This window comes from Bacillus cereus group sp. MYBK95-2 (assembly GCF_051915225.1).
Taxonomy (GTDB): Bacteria; Bacillota; Bacilli; order Bacillales; family Bacillaceae_G; genus Bacillus_A; species Bacillus_A cereus.
In genome coordinates this window covers 29,987-52,073 of the sequence record NZ_JBQAEH010000016.1, presented here as the reverse complement: position 1 = coordinate 52,073, position 22,087 = coordinate 29,987, and the positions used below count along the sequence as shown (strand labels likewise).

Below are 22,087 nucleotides of genomic sequence, written 5' to 3'. Positions count from 1 at the left end.
TATGGAAGAAAATAAGCAACGTGTCAAAAGTATGATTAACATTTTACAGCTCGTGGCCCCAGGAACACCACTGCGCGAAGGGATAGATAATGTACTTCGCGCACAAACGGGGGGACTAATTGTTCTTGGGTATAATGAGCAGATTAAAAGCATTGTTGATGGTGGTTTTCATATTAATTGCGCATTCTCTCCTGCTAGTTTATATGAATTAGCAAAAATGGATGGAGCACTTATTTTAAATGAAACTGGAAGTAAAATTTTAATTGCAAACGCACAGTTAGTTCCAGATTCATCTATTGATTCTATTGAAACAGGTATGCGTCACCGAACAGCAGAGCGTGTAGCAAAGCAGACGGGCAGCCTTGTTGTGGCCATTTCACAAAGACGTAATGTAATTACGCTATATCAAGGGAACTTACGTTATACATTAAAAGATATAGGTGTCATTTTAACGAAGGCAAATCAAGCAATTCAAACGCTAGAAAAATATAAGGCTGTATGGAATGACGGCATTACGAATTTGGGTATTCTAGAATTTGAAGAGGTCGTTACAATGTCCGAGGTGGTTCACGTTTTACATAGTGTTGAAATGGTGCTGCGTATTAAAAATGAAATATTGAGCTATATTCATGAGTTAGGAACAGAAGGTAGGTTAATTCGTTTACAGCTTACAGAATTACTAGCTGATTTAGAGGCAGAGGCAGCATTGTTAATTAAAGATTATCACCAGGAGAAAACACAAGACCATCATCAAATCTTGAAAAAGTTACAAGATCTTGCAAATACACAACTTTTAGAGGATAGTGATTTAGTTAAATTGCTTGGCTATCCAGGACAAACAAGTTTAGAAGAAAGTGTGACACCTAGAGGGTACCGAATCACAAGCAAGATTTCTCGTGTTCCGCCACTTATTATCGAGAATTTAATTAATCGATTTAAAACATTGCAAGGTGTTTGCCGAGCAACTATTAATGAATTGGATGATGTGGAAGGAATTGGAGAAGTGAGAGCGAAGAAAATACGAGAAGGTCTAAAAAGAATTCAAGAGCATCTCTATATGAGTAGACACAATTAAGAATATTACATTGATTCTATAATATAACGACACTAGAACATTTTTGGTATATGATATGATATATTGGTAAATAAAACTATTTACAAAAAAACACGTCCGCTTTTGCATTCGGCGTTTTGATTAGCGAAACAATGGTTAATAATGAGTAGGAGGTGGTTGGATGTTAAAACGGATTGTACAGCTCTTCTTTTTAGTGATCGGGGGAGCGTTAGGGATTTACTTAATCCCCAAAATTATTAATGTATTAGATATCGGTGCGGTTCCTTTGTTGGAAGGATCGTATGTTCGTGCAATTATTGGTGCAATTATTTTATTTTTAACAACATTTTGGCTTGTAGATTATATTGTTCAACTTATTAAGCATATTGAAGAGGCTCTTGTAAAGGCGCCTGTAGCAGATGTTTTATTTGGTACATTAGGATTAATCTCTGGTCTTATTGTTGCATATTTAATTTTGATACCAATTCGTGAATTTACAATTCCAGTTATTAGTACGGTGTTGCAAGTGTTCTTCACCCTTTTACTTGGATATTTAGGATTCCAAGTAGGATTTAAAAAAAGGAATGAATTGCTAGGATTATTTACATTACCCCAACGCGGAGGTAAGAAGAAAAACAATAGTGAGAATGAAGAGGTAGAGGTCGAAGCAGAAAAATCTACGACTCATTGGAAAATTCTCGATACGAGTGTAATTATTGACGGACGTATTGCAGATATTTGCCAAACAAAGTTTTTAGAAGGAACAATTGTCATTCCGCAATTCGTATTAGAAGAGCTTCAGCATATTGCCGATTCTTCAGATGCTTTAAAGCGTAATCGTGGCCGCAGAGGGCTAGACATTTTAAATCGTATTCAAAAGGAGATGCCAATTCCGGTAGAAATTTATGAAGGCGATTTCGATGATATCCAAGAAGTAGATAGCAAGCTTGTAAAGTTGGCAAAAATCACTGGTGGAACTGTAGTAACAAACGATTTCAATTTAAACAAAGTTTCTGAATTACAAGGGGTTACGGTGTTAAACATTAATGATTTAGCTAATGCGATTAAACCAGTCGTACTCCCTGGTGAAGAATTAAGTGTTTATGTTGTGAAAGATGGTAAAGAACAAAATCAAGGTGTTGCATACTTAGATGATGGTACGATGATTGTAGTAGAAGATGGTAGAGAGTATGTGGGTTCACAACTTGACGTACTTGTTACTAGCGTATTACAAACATCGGCTGGTCGTATGATTTTCGCAAAACGTAAATTGCTAGAAAAAGCATTATAAGTAGAGGATTATTAATATGTATACATTAATTATTCCGGCAGCAGGCCAAGGAAAACGAATGGGTGCTGGTAAAAATAAGTTATTTTTACTTATAGATGAAGTACCAATTATTGTGCACACATTGCGTGCTTTTGAAAAAGATAAAGCGTGCAAAAGTATTATTATGGCAATTAACGAAGAAGAACGCCCGTATTTTGAAGAGTTAATGCAGAAGTACCAGATTGAAAAGCACGTACAATTCATTCAGGGTGGAGCCGAAAGACAAGATAGCGTCTATAACGCACTTCAGTATGCGAGTGGTGTCGAATATGTTCTTGTGCATGACGGGGCGCGCCCGTTCGTAACGAATAAAGTGATTCGCGATGTATTAACTGCAGCAGAAAAATATGGAGCTTCCATTTGTGCAGTGCCAGTAAAAGATACTGTTAAGAAAGTAGAGCAGGGTGTTGTTGTAGAAACGGTAGAGCGATCTCAACTTAACGCTGTACAAACACCACAAGGATTCTCTGTTTCTCTTTTGTTAGAAGCTCATAGAAGCGCAAAGCAAAGTTGTTTTCTTGGCACAGATGATGCAAGTCTCGTAGAACGTGTTGGGAAGCAAGTAGGTGTAGTAGAGGGGAGTTACTATAATATTAAAGTGACGACTCCGGAAGATCTATTAATTGCTGAAAGTTTCCTACGTGTTCAAAAGAAATAACATTGATGACGTGTTAATAAAGAAAAGCTCGGCAACAGCCGGGCTTTTCTTTATAAGGATAGCGATATAATATAGAGTCATAAAGCTCAGTAGTTTAGCTTAAGGAGGAAGTAAGGATGTTTCGAATTGGACAAGGTTTTGATGTACATGAATTTGCGGAAGGGCGCCCGTTGATTATCGGTGGAATTACAATTCCACACGAGAAAGGATTAATCGGCCATTCAGATGCAGATGTATTGTTACATACGATTGCTGATGCATGTTTAGGTGCGATTGCAGCAGGAGATATCGGAAAGCATTTTCCTGATACAGACCCAGCTTTTAAAGATGCAGATTCAGCTGTATTGTTACAAAAAGTTTGGGAATTTGTGCGTGAACAAGGTTACGAGTTAGGAAATTTAGATTGTACAATTATTGCTCAAAAACCAAAAATGGCACCACATATTGAGAGTATGCGTAAGCGCATTAGTGAACTGTTAGAAACGTCTATCGATAACATTAATGTAAAGGCAACAACAACAGAAAAATTAGGATTTACAGGTAGAGAAGAAGGGATTGCTTCTCAAGCGGTTGTTTTATTACAGAAAAAATAATGGTTTTTAATTCGTAAGATGGATAATCACATTTTTTTGGTGTACAATTATAGAATGTGTTGACATTAAGAATGGAAGGTGTACCAATTATGGAAAAGCAAGTGAGAGTGCGCTACGCGCCAAGTCCAACAGGACACTTACATATCGGAAATGCGCGTACGGCATTATTTAATTATTTATTTGCTCGTCATTTAGATGGCAAATTTATTATTCGTATTGAAGATACTGATGTAAAACGTAACGTGGCTGGTGGAGAAGAAAGCCAATTAAAATACTTGAAATGGCTCGGTATGGACTGGGATGAAGGTGTTGATGTTGGTGGTGAATTTGGACCATATCGCCAAACAGAGCGTTTAGATATTTATAAAAAATTATATGAAGATTTATTAGAGCGTGGTCTAGCTTATAAATGTTATATGACAGAAGAAGAGCTAGAAGCAGAGCGTGAAGGACAAATCGCTCGCGGTGAAACACCTCGTTACGCAGGTAACCACCGTGAATTAACTGAAGAACAAGTGAAAGAATTTGAAGCTGAGGGACGTATTCCAAGTATTCGTTTCCGTGTACCAGCTGATCGTGACTACACATTCAAAGATATTGTAAAAGATGAAGTTGCGTTCCATTCAAATGATTTCGGTGATTTTGTTATTGTGAAAAAGGATGGAATTCCAACTTATAACTTTGCAGTAGCAGTAGATGATCATCTAATGGAAATTACACATGTACTTCGTGGTGATGATCATATTTCAAATACACCGAAACAAATGATGATTTATGAAGCTTTCGGCTGGGATATTCCACAATTCGGTCATATGACTCTAATTGTTAATGAAAGTCGTAAAAAGTTAAGTAAGCGTGATGAATCTATTATTCAATTTATTGAGCAATATAAAGAGCTTGGGTATCTTCCAGAAGCAATCTTTAACTTTATTGCACTACTAGGTTGGTCTCCGGTAGGAGAAGAAGAAATCTTCTCTAAAGATGAGTTTATCAAAATGTTCGATGCAGCTCGTTTATCAAAATCACCTGCATTATTTGATTCTCAAAAACTAAAATGGATGAACAACCAGTATATGAAAAAGCAAGATTTAGATACGGTTGTAGAGTTAAGCTTACCGCATTTAGTGAAAGCTGGACGTGTGGGAGAAACTTTAAGCGAACAAGACCAAGCTTGGATTCGTGATGTAATTGCTTTATACCATGAACAAATGAGTTTTGGAGCTGAAATTGTAGAGCTTTCTGAAATGTTCTTTAAAGATCATGTTGATTATGAAGAAGAAGGACAAGAAGTATTAAATGGTGAACAAGTACCTGAAGTACTTCGTGCATTTGCTGGTCAAATAGAAGCTCTAGAAGCAATGGAGCCAGCAGCAATTAAGGCAGCGATTAAAGCAGTTCAAAAGGAAACAGGACATAAAGGTAAAAATTTATTTATGCCAATCCGTGTTGCAACTACAGGACAAACGCATGGTCCAGAGCTTCCGAATGCTATTGCACTTCTTGGAAAAGAAAAAGTTTTAAATCGTCTTCAAAAAGTAATTGGTTAACATTTTCTAGGTTTAGAAATATAATAAGTATACCTAAAACCTAATAAGGAAAAGCGACGAGAAGGAGAAGTAGAAAATCAGGCTTTTTACAGAGAGAACCACCTTTAGGCTGGGAGTGGTTTATAAGCGGATTTTTGAAATGCCCCTTCGAGTCTTCTGCTGAACAGCGAATTGCTTCGTGGGATGTCTTAGGCCGCAAAGTAAGCAGAAGCGGTTTACACCGTTATCATGGATGAGTTTGAGGCTTTTTTAAGCCTAAACAGAGTGGAACCGCGCTTAAAAGGCGTCTCTGTCAATATGACAGAGACGCCTTTTTTTTATACCGTGTAAATAGGTATGAATATAGAATTTATCTCCTTATATAAAGAATTAGGGGAGAAGTGATGAGTTAGGGGAGTTAGTTCGCTCGACAAAAAAGCAGCCCATAAAGGGGAGGGAACACCGATGTTTAAGAGGCTTCGGGAAGATATTGAAGTCGTTTTTGAACAGGATCCAGCGGCAAGAGGTTATTTCGAAGTCATTTTAACTTACTCTGGATTACATGCAGTTTGGGCCCATCGAATTGCACATGCTTTTTATAAAAGAAATTTTTTCTTTCTTGCACGTTTTGTTTCACAAGTGAGCCGCTTTTTTACTGGCATTGAGATCCATCCAGGAGCAACAATTGGTCGACGTTTTTTCATAGATCATGGAATGGGAGTTGTAATCGGAGAAACTTGTGAAATTGGTGATAATGTAACGATTTATCAAGGGGTTACATTAGGTGGTACAGGAAAAGAAAAAGGAAAGAGGCATCCAACAATTCAGGATAATGTATTAATTGCGACGGGTGCTAAAGTTCTTGGTTCTATTACTGTGGGAGAGAATTCTAAAATCGGAGCAGGGTCTGTCGTATTAAAAGAAGTTCCTGCACATTCTACAGTTGTAGGTATACCTGGCCGTGTCGTTATTCAAAATGGAGTAAAGATTGGTCAAGAATTAAATCACTCTGACCTTCCGGATCCGATTTTTGATAAATTAAAGGCTATGGAAGTAGAACTTGATAAATTGAAGAAACAATTGGAATTAAAGGTAGAAAGGAAGGATAAAAATGACTATTCACATTTATAATACGTTAACACGTCAAAAAGAAGAGTTTGTTCCATTAGAAGAAAATAAGGTAAAGATGTATGTATGCGGACCTACAGTTTATAACTACATTCATATTGGGAATGCAAGGCCTCCTATGGTATTCGATACAGTGCGTCGTTATTTAGAATACAAAGGATACGATGTGCAATATGTATCTAACTTTACGGATGTAGATGATAAATTAATTAAAGCGGCAAATGAATTAGGTGAAGATGTACCGACAATTGCTGATCGTTTTGTTGAAGCGTACTTTGAAGATGTAACAGCACTAGGTTGCAAACACGCAACAGTTCATCCTCGTGTAACAGAAAATATGGATATCATTATTGAATTTATTCAAGAACTTGTGAATAAAGGGTATGCATATGAATCAGAGGGTGATGTGTACTTTAAGACGAAGGAATTCGAAGGTTACGGTAAATTATCACATCAACCAATCGCAGATTTACGTCACGGTGCTCGTATTGAGGTAGGGGAAAAGAAACAAGACCCTCTTGATTTTGCTTTATGGAAAGCTGCGAAAGAAGGAGAAATCTTCTGGGAAAGCCCTTGGGGGCAAGGACGTCCAGGATGGCATATTGAATGCTCAGCAATGGCGCGTAAGTACTTAGGGGATACAATTGACATTCATGCTGGTGGTCAAGACTTGGCTTTCCCACATCATGAAAATGAAATTGCGCAGTCAGAGGCATTGACTGGAAAAACGTTTGCACGTTACTGGATGCATAATGGATATATTAATATTAACAATGAGAAGATGTCTAAATCGCTTGGTAACTTTATTTTAGTTCACGATATTATTAAGCAATACGACCCGCAGTTAATTAGATTCTTTATGTTATCAGTACACTATCGTCACCCGATTAACTTTAGTGAAGAGTTATTACAAAGTACGAATAATGGACTGGAAAGAATTAAAACAGCTTATGGAAACTTAAAGCATCGTATGGAGAGTAGTACGGATTTAACGGACCATAATGAGAAATGGTTAGCTGAAATAGAGAAATTCCAGACTGCATTTGAAGAGGCAATGAATGATGACTTTAACACTGCAAATGCAATTACCGAATTATACAACGTAGCAAATCATGCAAATCAATATTTACTTGAAGAGCATACATCTAAAGTTGTGATTGAAGCATACGTAAAACAACTGGAAACGTTATTTGATATTTTGGGATTAGAATTATCAAAAGAAGAATTACTGGATGAAGAAATTGAAGAGCTTATCCAAAAGCGCATTGAAGCTCGTAAAAATCGTGATTTTGCATTGTCTGATCAAATTCGTGACGATTTAAAAGAACGTAATATTATTTTAGAAGATACTGCTCAAGGTACAAGATGGAAAAGAGGATAAGGATGATCGATGCAAAGCAATTAAACAGCTTGGCGTTAGCGTATATGGGTGATGCGGTATATGAACAATATATCCGCTATCACCTCCTTCAAAAAGGAAAAGTTCGCCCTAATCAATTACACCGCTTAGGGACGAGCTTTGTTTCAGCAAAAGCACAGGCGAAAGTTGTTTATCATTTATTAGAGACGGCATTTTTGACAGAGGAAGAAGAGGCGGTATTAAGGAGAGGGCGTAATGCAAATTCAGGTACAGTTCCGAAAAATACGGATGTACAAACATATCGACATAGTACAGCCTTTGAAGCGCTAATTGGTTATCATCATTTATTAAATAATCGTGAAAGATTAGACGAAATTGTATATAAGGCAATTGCAGTTTTAGAAGAAAAGGAAGGGGGCACATCATCATGACTAGTGAATATATTATCGGACGTAACCCTGTAATTGAAGCGTTAAGATCAGGGAGAGATATTAATAAAATTTGGATCGCAGAAGGTGCTGCCAAAGGACAAGTACAAATTGTACTAGCGTTAGCGAAAGAAAATAAGATTATTTTACAACATGCACCAAAGAAAAAGTTAGATCAATTAGTTGAGGGTAATCATCAAGGTGTAATTGCTCAAGTAGCTGCATATCAGTATGCAGAGTTAGAAGATTTATTCAAAGTGGCAGAAAAACGTAATGAAGATCCATTCTTCTTGATTTTAGATGAGATTGAAGATCCGCATAACCTAGGTTCTATTATGCGTACTGCTGATGCAACAGGAGCTCATGGAATTATTATTCCGAAGAGAAGAGCTGTGGGACTTACAGCATCAGTTGCGAAAGCATCAACAGGAGCGATTGAATACATTCCTGTTGCGCGCGTAACAAACTTATCTCGTACAATTGATGAATTAAAAGAGCGTGGACTTTGGATTGCTGGTACAGATGCCAAAGGGAAAACGGATTACCGTAATTTAGATGGTACAATGCCGATTGGGTTAGTAATTGGTAGTGAAGGAAAAGGTATGAGTCGTATTATTGGTGAAAAGTGTGATTTCTTAATCACTTTACCGATGGTTGGTAAAGTTACATCCTTAAATGCTTCAGTAGCCGCAAGTTTGTTAATGTATGAGGTATATCGTAAACGTCACGAAATTGGTAAATAAAAAATGAACGATATTTTAATCGTTGACGGTTACAACATTATCGGAGCTTGGGGAGATTTGAAGAAACTGCGGGATGTAGATTTACAATCATCAAGAGATGCGCTTATTGATAAGATGGCGGATTATCAAGGTTATACAGGTATAAAAGTGATGATAGTCTTTGATGCCTATACAGTCCATGGTATTGAAAAAAAGATGAAACAATCTCGTGTAGAAGTAATATTCACACGAAAGAATCAAACTGCAGACGAAAAGATAGAGCAACTTGCGATAGAGCTTAGAAATATAAATACACAAATATATGTTGCGACTTCTGATTATACAGAACAATGGGTTATATTTGGGCAAGGTGCCCTTCGAAAATCTGCGCGTGAATTAGAGTTGGAAGTACAAGCGATGGAACAACAAGTAAGAAGGCGCACAAAAGACACGAAAGAACAGCAGCCCGCCATGCGAAAGATATTTAGTAAAGATATTACAGAAAAATTAGAAAAATTAAGAAGAGGAGAGCGTTGAAGCATTGACGCTCTTTATCTTTTTACTGTATAATATTGCTAAATAAATAGCGGTCGGAGGGATCAAGGTGGAAGCAGGCTTCGTAAGTATAGGCGACGTTACATTTCGTGATTTAGAGGATGAGGCAATCGTTGAGTTAGTTCGAAAAGGTAATACTGACGCTCTAGAATATTTAATTCACAAGTATAAGAACTTTGTTCGTGCGAAATCAAGATCTTACTTTTTAGTGGGTGCCGATCGAGAAGACATTGTTCAAGAAGGTATGATAGGGTTGTTTAAAGCAATTCGTGATTATAAAGAGGACAAGCTGTCTTCATTCAAAGCATTTGCTGAACTATGTATCACTCGACAAATTATTACCGCTATTAAAACGGCAACAAGACAAAAACATATTCCTTTAAATTCGTATGTGTCTTTAGATAAGCCGATTTACGATGAGGAATCTGATCGAACGTTATTGGATGTTATTTCTGAAGCGAAGGTGACTGATCCTGAAGAGATGATCATTAGCCAGGAAGAATATACAGACATAGAATCAAAAATATCTGAATTATTAAGCGATTTAGAAAGGAAAGTGCTTTCTTTATATTTAGATGGTCGTTCTTATCAAGAGATTTCAGAACAGTTAAACAGGCATGTGAAATCTATTGATAACGCTTTACAAAGAGTAAAGAGAAAATTGGAACGATATATGGAAATGAGAGAAAGTACAACTTTAAATTCATAAGAAGTAACAAGTGCTACAGGTGTAAAATAAATCACCTGTTTTCTTTTGTAGAGAGTACAAAATGCATGTCATTGACATTGTCTTTTATTGTATGATACATTTTTAGGGACATAATGTTACAAGGTTGGTGTAACTAATGAGGAAAAAAGTTGTACTCTCATGTGAAGAGTGTAAAAATCGAAACTACTCTACTATGAAAGATACGAGCTCAATAGAGCGACTTGAAATAAAAAAGTTTTGTAAAACATGCAATCAGCATACAGTTCACAAGGAAACAAAATAAATAATTGAAATAATACACTGGAGGTCCCGCAGATGCGTTTAACGAACTTTTTCGGCGATGTAGGTCGCGAAATGAAAAAAGTAAGTTGGCCTAAAAAAGATGAATTACTCCGCTCAACAGCGACTGTTGTTGCTACAGTTGTGTTCTTTGCGATTTTCTTCGCAGTAGTTGATATGGGCATTTCTTCTTTAATTCGGTTAATTCTTGGTTAATTCTTGAATAAGAAGCACTTATCCATGATATAATGTTATTTATAAGAACTGTGTAAAAGCCCGGTGAACGGGTTTTTTCATTTGCGCAAAAAAATGTACGTCAGGGAGGGAAGGACGCTCGTCCTAAATGAATGGAAAAAAGTTGGTATGTTGTCCATACTTATTCTGGATATGAAAATAAAGTAAAAGCAAACCTAGAGAAACGTGTAGAATCAATGGGTATGCAAGATAAAATTTTCCGTGTTGTTGTCCCGGAAGAAGTAGAAGTAGAAATGAAAAACGGAAAAGAAAAATTAATGAAAAGAAAAGTGTTCCCAGGTTATGTATTAGTAGAATTAATCATGACTGATGACTCTTGGTATGTTGTACGTAACACGCCGGGTGTAACTGGGTTCGTTGGTTCTTCTGGTTCTGGATCTAAACCATCACCTCTATTAGAAGAGGAAGTTGTTACCATTATGAAACATATGGGAATGGACAACGAAGTGGTTGATTTCGACTTTGAACTTCATGAGACAGTACGTGTAAATGAGGGGCCATTCGCAGATTATACAGGTGCTATTGAAGAAATTGATGTGGAGAAGAAAAAGGTTAGCGTGCTTGTGGACATGTTTGGTCGCGAGACTCCAGTTGAACTTGACTTCCATCAAATTGAAAAATTATAAAATGAAACTTGAAATGAATTGTAAAAAGTGATAATATCTTTTAAGTCAGTACGTCTTCGTTATCGGAGACGTTTTTTGAAAGATTTTATCCTTACAGATAAAATATGACGTGGGAGGGCAAATCACTGTCCAATTGACCACATCACGGACTTAAGGAGGTGTGTCTCGTGGCTAAAAAGGTAATTAAAATGGTAAAGCTTCAAATTCCTGCAGGTAAAGCTAACCCAGCTCCACCAGTTGGTCCAGCATTAGGACAAGCAGGTGTTAACATCATGGGCTTCTGTAAAGAGTTTAACGCTCGTACAGCAGATCAAGCTGGTCTTATCATCCCTGTTGAAATTACGGTATTTGAGGACCGTTCATTCACTTTCATTACTAAAACTCCTCCTGCTGCTGTTCTTCTTAAGAAAGTAGCTGGTATTGAGTCTGGTTCTGGTGAACCAAACCGTAATAAAGTGGCAACTGTTAAGCGTGATAAAGTACGCGAAATCGCTGAAACTAAAATGCCTGACCTAAACGCTGCTAGCGTAGAAGCTGCAATGCGTATGGTTGAAGGTACTGCACGCAGTATGGGCATCGTTATCGAAGACTAATTCGATTTGTTTTAAAAAAGGTTGCGGGTCTGGAATTCCAATTCGCAACCTTTATTATCGTAAATGATTATCGTTTTTAAATAAATGGATGGCGCTCATCCTCAGGTTATACCTGAAAACAGGCGTAAACGTGGGAGGTTATTCCGCTAAAACCACATTCGAGGAGGAAATAAAAATGGCTAAAAGAGGTAAAAAGTACGTAGAAGCTGCAAAGCTTGTTGATCGTGCAGCTGCTTACTCTGCAACAGAAGCAGTAGAATTAGTAAAGAAAACAAACACAGCTAAATTTGATGCAACTGTAGAAGCTGCATTCCGTTTAGGTGTTGACCCTAAGAAAGCTGACCAACAAATCCGTGGCGCAGTTGTTCTTCCACACGGTACTGGTAAAGTACAACGTGTATTAGTATTTGCTAAAGGTGAAAAAGCTAAAGAAGCTGAAGCTGCTGGAGCTGACTTCGTAGGCGATACTGATTACATCGGTAAAATCCAACAAGGTTGGTTCGATTTCGATGTAGTAGTAGCAACTCCTGACATGATGGGTGAAGTTGGTAAACTTGGTCGCGTATTAGGACCTAAAGGTTTAATGCCAAACCCTAAAACTGGAACAGTTACTTTCGATGTAACTAAAGCTGTTAACGAAATCAAAGCTGGTAAAGTTGAATACCGCGTTGATAAAGCTGGTAACATCCACGTTCCAATCGGTAAAGTATCTTTCGAAGATGCTAAATTAGTAGAAAACTTCAAAACAATTGCTGACACTTTACAAAAAGTTAAGCCAGCTGCTGCAAAAGGTACTTACATGAAGAACGTAACAGTTGCTTCTACAATGGGACCTGGCGTACGTGTAGACGTTTCTACATTAGCGTAAATTTTGGAAGTTGACTTCATAAAGAAGTTTTAATATAATCATTTATGTTGTGAATTTAATTAGTGTACCGTAGACAGTAGGTGTCAATAGACTTAATTTCCTACCTAGGTGTTAATATACGAAGCGGAATCTTTTTTCTGTGACTATATGCCTCCATGTCTACAAGTTGGGCATGGAGGTTTTTAGTGCACTTTCGGTACATCTTCTATATAATCTACAGGAGGTGTAATAACATGAGCAAAGTAATCGAAACTAAACAACAAGTTGTAACTGAAATCGCGGACAAACTTCGCGCTAGTAAATCTACAATCGTTGTTGACTACCGTGGTTTAACAGTTTCTGAAGCAACAGAATTACGTAAGCAATTACGTGAAGCTGGCGTTGAGTTCAAAGTTTACAAAAACTCTCTAACTCGTCGTGCTGCAGAATCTGCTGAAATGGCTGAGTTAAATGAATTCTTAACAGGACCAAACGCAATCGCGTTCAGTAACGAGGATGTAGTTGCTCCTGCGAAAGTATTAAACGACTTCGCTAAAGATCATGAAGCTTTAGAAATTAAAGCGGGCGTAATCGAAGGTAAACTTGTAACACTTGATGAGGTTAAAGCAATCGCTACTCTTCCATCACGTGAAGGCTTACTTTCTATGCTTCTTAGCGTTCTTCAAGCTCCAATCCGTAACCTTGCACTTGCTACTAAAGCAGTTGCAGACCAAAAGGAAGAGCAAGGCGCTTAATTTTTTAAAAGATAATTACGTATTATCGATAAAACAATACAAACCTATTTAAGGGAGGATATTTACAATGACTAAAGAACAAATCATTGAAGCAGTTAAATCTATGACTGTATTAGAACTTAACGACTTAGTAAAAGCTATCGAGGAAGAATTCGGCGTAACTGCTGCTGCTCCTGTAGCTGTTGCTGGTGGCGCTGGAGAAGCTGCTGCTGAGAAAACTGAATTTGATGTGGAACTAACTAGCGCTGGTGCACAAAAAATCAAAGTTATCAAAGTTGTTCGTGAAATCACTGGTCTTGGCTTAAAAGAAGCTAAAGAATTAGTTGACAACACTCCAAAAGTAATCAAAGAAGCTGCTGCTAAAGAAGAAGCTGAAGAAATCAAAGCTAAACTTGAAGAAGTTGGCGCTGCTGTAGAAGTTAAGTAATTAACTTTTGATGCTTTAAAAAAAGCTCGCTCTCATGCGAGCTTTTTTTTTAACTGTAAAGAAAAGAGGTGGCCATATGGCAGACCATTATTTTTCTAACGACCCTTCTAGTAAAAGTGATCGTAAGCGATGGGAGTTTGACCTTCGTGGATCTCGATTTACTTTCTTATCTGACCATGGGGTGTTCTCGAAAAACGAAGTGGACTTTGGTTCCCGTCTTTTAATTGAAGCGTTTCAAATGCCAGATATTAAAGGTAATATATTAGACGTAGGTTGCGGATACGGTCCTATTGGTTTGTCGTTAGCGAAAGAGTTTCAAGGTCGTGAAGTTCACATGGTGGATGTGAATGAGAGGGCACTTGGGCTTGCGAAAGAAAACGCCGCTAATAACAAAATCGAGAATATACGTATTTTTCAAAGTAGCGTCTATGAAAATGTAGATGGTAAGTATGCTGCTATTCTATCTAACCCTCCAATTCGTGCGGGTAAAGATATCGTACATGAGATTTTAGAAAAAGCTGTGGAGTATTTAGTTCCAGGTGGAGAACTTTGGATTGTTATTCAAAAGAAACAAGGTGCACCGTCTGCGCTAAAAAAACTAGAAGAAGTATTTTCTGAGGTTGAGGTTGTAGAAAAGAAAAAAGGATATTATATCATAAAATCAAAAAAACGTTGACGGTTATTTTTGGCTATGTTAACATTATACAATGCCAATATATGATTTTCTGCGTTGAGAAAGATGTATATTTTTGTTTCTCTTGGAAAAGATAGTAAAATCAGCAGATTATGAAACAGAATGATGGTTTTCTTATAGAAGCCATTTTTCTTTTTTGAGCAGGTAGAAAGACTCAACGTATTTATCTTTAAGAGAAAGAGACTACGCTAATAGCAGTAGTTGTATTTATTTGTGATTTTGCACAAATTTTTTTGTGCATTTATAATACTCATGATTTGAGGGGTGAAGCAGTTGACAGGTCAACTAGTTCAATACGGACGCCACCGCCAACGAAGAAGTTATGCCCGTATTAGTGAAGTATTAGAGTTACCAAATCTTATCGAAATTCAAACCTCTTCTTATCAGTGGTTTCTTGATGAGGGTTTGCGAGAAATGTTCCAAGACATTTCTCCGATTGAAGACTTTACGGGAAATCTATCGCTTGAATTTATCGACTACAGCTTAGGTGAACCTAAATACTCTGTAGACGAATGCAAAGAGCGTGATGTGACGTATGCAGCACCACTTCGTGTAAAAGTGCGTCTAATCAACAAGGAAACTGGTGAAGTAAAAGAACAAGATGTGTTCATGGGAGATTTCCCACTCATGACAGAGACTGGAACATTCGTAATTAACGGTGCAGAACGTGTTATCGTTTCCCAGTTAGTTCGCTCTCCAAGCGTATACTATAGTGGCAAAGTGGATAAAAACGGAAAACGTGGTTTTACTGCTACTGTAATTCCAAACCGCGGAGCTTGGTTAGAGTATGAGACAGATGCTAAGGATGTTGTATATGTGCGTATTGACCGTACGCGTAAACTTCCTGTAACTGTTTTGTTACGCGCATTAGGGTTTGGCTCTGATCAAGAAATCACCGAGCTTTTAGGTGATAACGAATACTTAAGCAACACATTAGAAAAAGACAACACAGATAGCACAGAAAAAGCATTGCTTGAAATTTATGAGCGTCTACGTCCTGGTGAACCACCAACGGTAGAAAATGCTAAGAGCTTACTTGTGTCTCGTTTCTTTGATCCAAAGCGCTACGATTTAGCAAATGTAGGTCGCTATAAGATCAACAAGAAGTTACACATTAAAAACAGATTGTTTAATCAACGTTTAGCTGAAACATTAGTGGATCCAGAAACTGGTGAAATTTTAGCGGCAGAAGGAACAATCTTAGATCGTCGTACACTTGATCGCATTTTACCTTACTTAGAGAAAAACATTGGATTCAAAACAGCGAAACCAATGGGTGGAGTGGTAGAAGGCGATGTTGAGCTGCAATCTATTAAGATTTATGCTCCTGAGTCGGAAGGCGAACGCGTAATTAATGTAATTGGTAATGCAAACATTACTCGTGATGTGAAACACATTACACCAGGTGATATCCTTGCTTCTATCAGTTACTTCTTCAACCTACTATACAAAGTAGGGGATACAGATGATATTGACCATTTAGGAAACCGTCGTCTGCGTTCTGTTGGAGAACTGTTACAAAATCAATTCCGTATCGGTCTTTCTCGTATGGAACGTGTTGTTCGTGAGAGAATGTCGATCCAAGATACAAATGCAATTACACCACAGGCACTAATTAATATTCGTCCTGTTATTGCATCTATTAAAGAGTTCTTCGGAAGTTCTCAGTTATCTCAGTTTATGGACCAAACAAACCCATTAGCAGAGTTAACTCACAAACGAAGACTATCTGCATTAGGACCTGGTGGTTTAACGCGTGAGCGCGCAGGCTTTGAAGTGCGTGACGTTCATTACTCTCACTACGGTCGTATGTGTCCGATTGAAACACCAGAGGGACCAAACATCGGTTTGATTAACTCATTATCTTCGTTCGCGAAAGTAAATGAGTTTGGTTTCATTGAAACACCATACCGTCGTGTTGACCCAGAAACTGGTCTTGTAACAGGGCATGTTGATTACTTAACAGCAGATGAAGAAGATAACTATGTTGTAGCCCAAGCGAATATGAAATTATCTGACGAAGGTGAATTCCTAAGTGAAGATATCGTAGCTCGTTTCCGTGGTGAAAACATTGTCACAAATAGAGAACGCATCGACTACATGGATGTATCTCCAAAACAAGTAGTGTCGGCAGCGACAGCTTGTATTCCGTTCTTAGAAAACGATGACTCTAACCGCGCACTTATGGGAGCGAACATGCAACGTCAGGCGGTTCCGTTAATGAATCCGGAATCTCCGATTGTAGGTACAGGTATGGAGTACGTATCAGCAAAAGACTCAGGTGCTGCAGTAATCTGTAAACATCCTGGGGTTGTTGAGCGCGTAGAAGCACGTGAAGTTTGGGTACGTCGCTATGTAGAAGTTGACGGTCAAACAGTAAAAGGCGACTTAGATCGCTACAAAATGCAAAAATTCATTCGTTCTAACCAAGGAACTTGTTACAACCAACGTCCAATCGTAAGTGTTGGAAATGAAGTTGTAAAAGGTGAAATCCTTGCGGATGGTCCTTCTATGGAATTAGGTGAACTAGCACTTGGACGTAACGTGCTTGTTGGCTTCATGACTTGGGACGGTTATAACTACGAGGATGCGATCATCATGAGTGAGCGCCTTGTAAAAGATGATGTGTACACTTCTATTCATATTGAAGAATATGAATCAGAAGCTCGTGATACGAAGCTTGGACCAGAAGAAATTACACGTGACATTCCAAACGTTGGGGAAGACGCATTACGTAACCTTGACGAGCGCGGTATCATTCGCGTTGGTGCTGAAGTAAAAGATGGAGATTTACTTGTTGGTAAAGTAACACCTAAAGGTGTAACAGAATTAACAGCTGAAGAACGTCTATTACATGCTATCTTTGGAGAAAAAGCGCGTGAAGTACGTGATACATCACTACGTGTACCACACGGTGGTGGCGGTATTATCTTAGACGTAAAAGTATTCAACCGTGAAGATGGCGATGAATTGCCACCGGGCGTGAATCAACTTGTACGTGCATATATCGTTCAAAAACGTAAAATTTCTGAAGGTGACAAAATGGCCGGACGTCACGGTAACAAAGGTGTTATTTCTCGTATTTTACCAGAAGAAGATATGCCTTACCTACCAGACGGTACGCCAATCGATATCATGTTAAACCCATTAGGGGTACCATCTCGTATGAATATCGGTCAGGTATTAGAGCTTCATCTTGGTATGGCAGCAAGATACCTTGGCATTCACATTGCAACACCAGTATTCGATGGTGCTCGTGAGGAAGATGTTTGGGGCACAATTGAAGAAGCTGGTATGGCAAATGACGCGAAAACAATCCTGTATGACGGACGTACTGGTGAACCATTCGATAACCGCGTATCTGTTGGTGTCATGTATATGATCAAACTTGCGCACATGGTTGACGATAAACTTCATGCTCGTTCTACTGGACCATACTCACTTGTAACGCAGCAACCTCTTGGAGGTAAAGCTCAGTTCGGTGGACAGCGTTTCGGTGAGATGGAGGTTTGGGCACTTGAAGCTTACGGTGCTGCTTATACTCTTCAAGAAATCTTAACAGTGAAGTCTGATGATGTTGTTGGACGTGTTAAGACTTATGAAGCAATTGTTAAAGGCGAAAATGTTCCAGAACCAGGCGTTCCTGAATCATTCAAAGTATTGATTAAAGAGCTGCAAAGTTTAGGTATGGACGTTAAAATGATGTCTAGCGACGATACAGAAATTGAAATGCGTGATACAGAAGATGACGATGATCATCAATCAGCAGATAAATTGAATGTCGAAGTTGAGACAACTAAGGAATAATTGGGATAACCTGTAGACTAAAAGGGAGGTAGGCCCCTTGATAGATGTAAATAACTTTGAATATATGAAGATTGGACTTGCTTCACCTGACAAGATTCGTTCTTGGTCATACGGTGAAGTTAAGAAACCAGAAACTATTAACTATCGTACGTTAAAGCCTGAAAAAGATGGCTTATTCTGTGAGCGTATTTTCGGACCACAAAAGGACTGGGAATGTCATTGCGGAAAATACAAACGTGTACGTTATAAAGGTGTAGTTTGTGATCGATGTGGCGTTGAAGTAACGCGTGCAAAAGTACGTCGTGAACGTATGGGTCATATCGAATTAGCTGCTCCTGTATCTCATATTTGGTATTTCAAAGGTATCCCGAGCCGCATGGGACTTGTCTTAGACATGTCCCCTCGCGCGCTTGAAGAAGTAATTTATTTCGCTTCTTATGTTGTAACAGAAAGTGGAGATACACCACTTGATAAGAAGCAATTACTTTCTGAAAAAGAATACCGTGCATATCGTGATCGATATGGTAGCACATTCCAAGCTGCTATGGGTGCAGAAGCAATTAAAAAGCTACTACAAGACATCGATTTAGATAAAGAAGTAGACTTCTTAAAAGAAGAATTAAAAACAGCACAAGGACAACGCCGTACTCGTGCTATTAAACGTCTAGAAGTATTAGAAGCATTCCGTAACTCTGGAAATGAACCGTCTTGGATGATCTTAGATGTTCTACCAGTAATCCCACCAGAACTACGCCCAATGGTACAGTTAGACGGTGGACGTTTTGCTACTTCTGACTTAAACGACTTATACCGTCGTGTAATTAACCGTAACAACCGTTTAAAACGTCTATTGGACTTAGGTGCACCAAGCATCATTGTTCAAAACGAAAAACGTATGTTACAAGAAGCTGTAGACGCATTAATCGATAATGGTCGTCGTGGCCGTCCAGTTACTGGGCCAGGTAACCGTCCATTAAAATCACTATCTCACATGCTTAAAGGTAAACAAGGACGTTTCCGTCAAAATTTATTAGGTAAACGTGTTGACTACTCTGGTCGTTCTGTAATCGTTGTAGGACCGAACTTAAAGATGTATCAATGTGGATTGCCAAAAGAAATGGCGCTTGAACTGTTCAAACCTTTCGTAATGAAAGAGTTAGTTGAAAAAGGATTAGCACATAACATTAAGAGTGCGAAACGTAAAATCGAGCGTGTACAACCTGAAGTTTGGGACGTTTTAGAGTCTGTGATTAAAGAACATCCAGTACTTCTAAACCGCGCACCAACACTTCACCGTCTTGGTATCCAGGCGTTTGAACCTACATTAGTAGAAGGTCGCGCAATCCGTCTTCACCCACTTGTATGTACTGCATACAACGCGGACTTTGACGGTGACCAAATGGCCGTTCACGTACCTTTATCATCAGAAGCTCAAGCTGAAGCTCGTCTTCTTATGTTAGCGGCACAAAACATCTTGAACCCGAAAGACGGTAAACCAGTTGTTACTCCATCTCAGGATATGGTATTAGGTAACTATTACTTAACACTTGAGCGTGAAGGTGCAATCGGTGAAGGTATGGTCTTCAAAGATGCAAACGAAGCATTGCTTGCATATCAAAATGGATATGTTCATCTTCATACACGTGTTGCAGTAGCTGCAAGTGCAGTAAACAACGCAACATTTACTGAAGAGCAAAAGAGTATGCTTCTATTAACAACAGTTGGTAAATTAATATTTAACGAAATCTTACCAGAGTCGTTCCCTTATATTAATGAACCAACAAATTCAAACCTTGAAAAAGAAACACCAGCGAAATATTTCGTTGAAAAAGGTGCGAACATTAAAGAAATTATTGCTAGTCGCGAAGAAGTGGCGCCATTTAGCAAGAAGATCCTTGGTAACATCATTGCGGAAGTGTTCAAACGTTTCCAAATTACAGAAACGTCTCGCATGCTTGACCGTATGAAAAACTTAGGATTCAAGTACTCTACAAAAGCTGGTATTACAGTTGGGGTATCTGACATTCTTGTATTAGGCGAAAAAGATGAAATTCTCCACGAAGCACAAGCAAAAGTAGATAATGTAATTAAACAATTCCGTCGCGGTTTAATCACGGAAGAAGAACGTTACGATCGCGTTATCTCTATTTGGAGTAATGCAAAAGATGTTATCCAAGGAAAACTGATGAAATCCTTGAATAAACGCAACCCAATCTTCATGATGAGTGACTCAGGTGCCCGTGGTAACGCATCTAACTTTACTCAGCTTGCTGGTATGCGTGGTCTTATGGCCAATCCATCTGGTCGTATCATCGAACTTCCAATCAAATCGAGTTTCCGTGAAGGTTTAACAGTACTTGAGTACTTCATCTCTACGCATGGTGCGCGTAAAGGTCTTGCCGATACAGCACTTAAAACTGCCGATTCTGGTTACTTAACACGTCGTCTTGTTGACGTTGCACAAGATGTAATCGTTCGTGAAGATGATTGTGGAACAGATCGCGGTTTATTAATTGGTGCGATTAAAGAGGGTAATGAAGTTATCGAGTCATTATATGATCGTCTTGTTGGACGTTTTGCAAGAAAAACTGTAAAACATCCTGAAACAGGTGAAGTATTAGTTGCTGAAAATCAATTAATTACTGAAGATATCGCTCATATCGTTGAAAATTCGGGTGTTGAAACTGTAAACATTCGTTCAGCGTTTACGTGTAACACTCGCCACGGTGTATGTAAGAAGTGTTACGGTCGTAACTTAGCAACTGGAACAGACGTAGAAGTAGGAGAAGCGGTAGGTATTATCGCAGCTCAATCTATCGGTGAGCCAGGTACACAGTTAACGATGCGTACATTCCATACAGGTGGGGTTGCCGGAGATGATATTACTCAAGGTTTACCTCGTATCCAAGAGATCTTCGAAGCTCGTAATCCGAAAGGTCAGGCAGTTATCAGTGAAATCGACGGTGTTATCGCAGCGATCAACGACGTTAAAGATCGCCAAGAAGTAGTTGTACAGGGTGAAGTTGAAGCTCGTACGTATGCTATTCCTTACGGTGCTCGTCTGAAAGTAACTCCAGGACAGCCAATTAGCCACGGTAAAGAGTTAACAGAAGGTTCTATTGATCCGAAAGAATTACTAAAAGTAACGGACATTACGGCGGTTCAAGAATACTTATTACGTGAAGTTCAAAAAGTATACCGTATGCAAGGGGTAGAAATTGGTGACAAACACGTAGAGGTAATGGTACGTCAAATGTTACGTAAAGTTCGTGTAAGTGATGCAGGTGAAACAGATGTATTACCAGGAACATTACTAGATATCCATCAGTTTACTGATGCGAATGCTAAGGTCTTACTGCAAGGTAAGCAACCAGCAACAGCTAGACCTGTTCTACTTGGTATTACAAAAGCTTCACTTGAAACAGATTCATTCTTATCTGCAGCATCGTTCCAAGAAACAACTCGTGTCTTAACTGATGCAGCAATTAAGGGTAAACGCGATGAACTTCTAGGATTAAAAGAAAATGTTATTATCGGTAAACTTGTTCCTGCTGGAACAGGTATGAATCGTTATCGCAAAGTGGATCTTGTAAAAACAACACAAGATGACATGAACGTAGAAAACGATGAGGTTTATGTGGAACAGTAAAATTTTCCGTCATAAATTTTGTATAAAAACAATTAATCTTAGTTGACATTGTATGAGTCAAAATGTTACTATAATCAAGGTTGCTCCTGAAC

At 38.5% G+C, this 22,087-nt stretch carries 21 protein-coding genes and 2 other annotated features; all 21 genes read left to right on the top strand.

The features are described from left to right. Position 1 precedes the first annotated feature (1 nt). The 21 genes from disA to rpoC all read left to right on the top strand — a co-directional run bounded on the left by disA (position 2) and on the right by rpoC (position 21,995). Positions 2-1,075, top strand: a complete 1,074-nt coding sequence (gene disA / locus ACTFN4_RS28870; protein ID WP_000392163.1) for a DNA integrity scanning diadenylate cyclase DisA — start codon at positions 2-4, stop codon at positions 1,073-1,075. A 160-nt stretch (positions 1,076-1,235) separates the two neighbouring features. Further along, positions 1,236-2,345 (top strand): PIN/TRAM domain-containing protein, encoded by a 1,110-nt coding sequence (locus tag ACTFN4_RS28865; protein WP_000919677.1) that lies wholly within the window; start codon positions 1,236-1,238, stop codon positions 2,343-2,345. Positions 2,346-2,361: 16 nt separating this feature from the next. Beyond that, entirely contained in the window at positions 2,362-3,042 is a 681-nt protein-coding gene (gene ispD, locus ACTFN4_RS28860; protein ID WP_000288284.1) for a 2-C-methyl-D-erythritol 4-phosphate cytidylyltransferase, read from the top strand. A gap of 116 nt (positions 3,043-3,158) precedes the next feature. Continuing rightward, positions 3,159-3,635 (top strand): 2-C-methyl-D-erythritol 2,4-cyclodiphosphate synthase, encoded by a 477-nt coding sequence (ispF, locus tag ACTFN4_RS28855; RefSeq protein WP_000488386.1) that lies wholly within the window; start codon positions 3,159-3,161, stop codon positions 3,633-3,635. A gap of 89 nt (positions 3,636-3,724) precedes the next feature. Further along, positions 3,725-5,182 carry a glutamate--tRNA ligase gene (gltX, locus tag ACTFN4_RS28850; protein ID WP_000415143.1) on the top strand — a complete coding sequence of 486 codons (1,458 nt, stop codon included), beginning with the start codon at positions 3,725-3,727 and terminating at the stop codon, positions 5,180-5,182. A gap of 47 nt (positions 5,183-5,229) precedes the next feature. Beyond that, positions 5,230-5,476: a binding site (T-box leader), on the top strand. A 150-nt stretch (positions 5,477-5,626) separates the two neighbouring features. Next, the gene (gene cysE / locus ACTFN4_RS28845; protein WP_000476497.1) at positions 5,627-6,292 is read left to right on the top strand and encodes a serine O-acetyltransferase; all 666 of its coding nucleotides are present in this window, start codon (positions 5,627-5,629) and stop codon (positions 6,290-6,292) included. Continuing rightward, entirely contained in the window at positions 6,273-7,670 is a 1,398-nt protein-coding gene (gene cysS / locus ACTFN4_RS28840; RefSeq protein ID WP_000152276.1) for a cysteine--tRNA ligase, read from the top strand. The genes cysE and cysS overlap by 20 nt, the downstream gene beginning before the upstream one ends. A 2-nt stretch (positions 7,671-7,672) precedes the next feature. After that, positions 7,673-8,080 carry a Mini-ribonuclease 3 gene (locus tag ACTFN4_RS28835; protein WP_000564261.1) on the top strand — a complete coding sequence of 136 codons (408 nt, stop codon included), beginning with the start codon at positions 7,673-7,675 and terminating at the stop codon, positions 8,078-8,080. After that, a complete protein-coding gene (rlmB, locus tag ACTFN4_RS28830) occupies positions 8,077-8,820 on the top strand; it encodes a 23S rRNA (guanosine(2251)-2'-O)-methyltransferase RlmB (protein WP_000200237.1) in 744 nt (247 codons plus the stop codon). The genes ACTFN4_RS28835 and rlmB overlap by 4 nt, the downstream gene beginning before the upstream one ends. Positions 8,821-8,823: 3 nt before the next feature. Then, positions 8,824-9,336 (top strand): NYN domain-containing protein, encoded by a 513-nt coding sequence (locus tag ACTFN4_RS28825; RefSeq protein ID WP_000997876.1) that lies wholly within the window; start codon positions 8,824-8,826, stop codon positions 9,334-9,336. Positions 9,337-9,403: 67 nt separating this feature from the next. Then, positions 9,404-10,063 carry an RNA polymerase sporulation sigma factor SigH gene (locus tag ACTFN4_RS28820; RefSeq protein WP_000387193.1) on the top strand — a complete coding sequence of 220 codons (660 nt, stop codon included), beginning with the start codon at positions 9,404-9,406 and terminating at the stop codon, positions 10,061-10,063. A gap of 136 nt (positions 10,064-10,199) precedes the next feature. Next, a complete protein-coding gene (gene rpmG / locus ACTFN4_RS28815; RefSeq protein WP_014481927.1) occupies positions 10,200-10,346 on the top strand; it encodes a 50S ribosomal protein L33 in 147 nt (48 codons plus the stop codon). Positions 10,347-10,378: 32 nt separating this feature from the next. Next, positions 10,379-10,558 carry a preprotein translocase subunit SecE gene (gene secE, locus ACTFN4_RS28810; RefSeq protein ID WP_001241323.1) on the top strand — a complete coding sequence of 60 codons (180 nt, stop codon included), beginning with the start codon at positions 10,379-10,381 and terminating at the stop codon, positions 10,556-10,558. Positions 10,559-10,689: 131 nt separating this feature from the next. Beyond that, positions 10,690-11,223, top strand: coding sequence for a transcription termination/antitermination protein NusG (gene nusG, locus ACTFN4_RS28805; protein ID WP_000415794.1), 534 nt, complete (start codon positions 10,690-10,692; stop codon positions 11,221-11,223). A gap of 167 nt (positions 11,224-11,390) precedes the next feature. Beyond that, positions 11,391-11,816, top strand: coding sequence for a 50S ribosomal protein L11 (gene rplK, locus ACTFN4_RS28800; protein ID WP_001085872.1), 426 nt, complete (start codon positions 11,391-11,393; stop codon positions 11,814-11,816). Between the two features lie 175 nt (positions 11,817-11,991). Then, complete coding sequence (gene rplA / locus ACTFN4_RS28795; RefSeq protein WP_001987630.1) at positions 11,992-12,684, top strand: 50S ribosomal protein L1; 693 nt, start codon at positions 11,992-11,994, stop codon at positions 12,682-12,684. 49 nt (positions 12,685-12,733) lie between these two features. After that, positions 12,734-12,878 (top strand) — a sequence feature (ribosomal protein L10 leader region). Positions 12,879-12,917: 39 nt separating this feature from the next. Further along, complete coding sequence (gene rplJ, locus ACTFN4_RS28790) at positions 12,918-13,418, top strand: 50S ribosomal protein L10 (RefSeq protein ID WP_000048716.1); 501 nt, start codon at positions 12,918-12,920, stop codon at positions 13,416-13,418. A 67-nt stretch (positions 13,419-13,485) separates the two neighbouring features. Then, positions 13,486-13,845 carry a 50S ribosomal protein L7/L12 gene (rplL, locus tag ACTFN4_RS28785; protein ID WP_000159736.1) on the top strand — a complete coding sequence of 120 codons (360 nt, stop codon included), beginning with the start codon at positions 13,486-13,488 and terminating at the stop codon, positions 13,843-13,845. Between the two features lie 76 nt (positions 13,846-13,921). Beyond that, positions 13,922-14,521 carry a class I SAM-dependent methyltransferase gene (locus ACTFN4_RS28780; protein ID WP_000763268.1) on the top strand — a complete coding sequence of 200 codons (600 nt, stop codon included), beginning with the start codon at positions 13,922-13,924 and terminating at the stop codon, positions 14,519-14,521. Positions 14,522-14,812: 291 nt separating this feature from the next. Then, positions 14,813-18,346, top strand: a complete 3,534-nt coding sequence (gene rpoB, locus ACTFN4_RS28775; protein ID WP_000147553.1) for a DNA-directed RNA polymerase subunit beta — start codon at positions 14,813-14,815, stop codon at positions 18,344-18,346. Positions 18,347-18,383: 37 nt separating this feature from the next. Next, complete coding sequence (gene rpoC / locus ACTFN4_RS28770; RefSeq protein ID WP_000567939.1) at positions 18,384-21,995, top strand: DNA-directed RNA polymerase subunit beta'; 3,612 nt, start codon at positions 18,384-18,386, stop codon at positions 21,993-21,995. Positions 21,996-22,087: the final 92 nt, after the last annotated feature.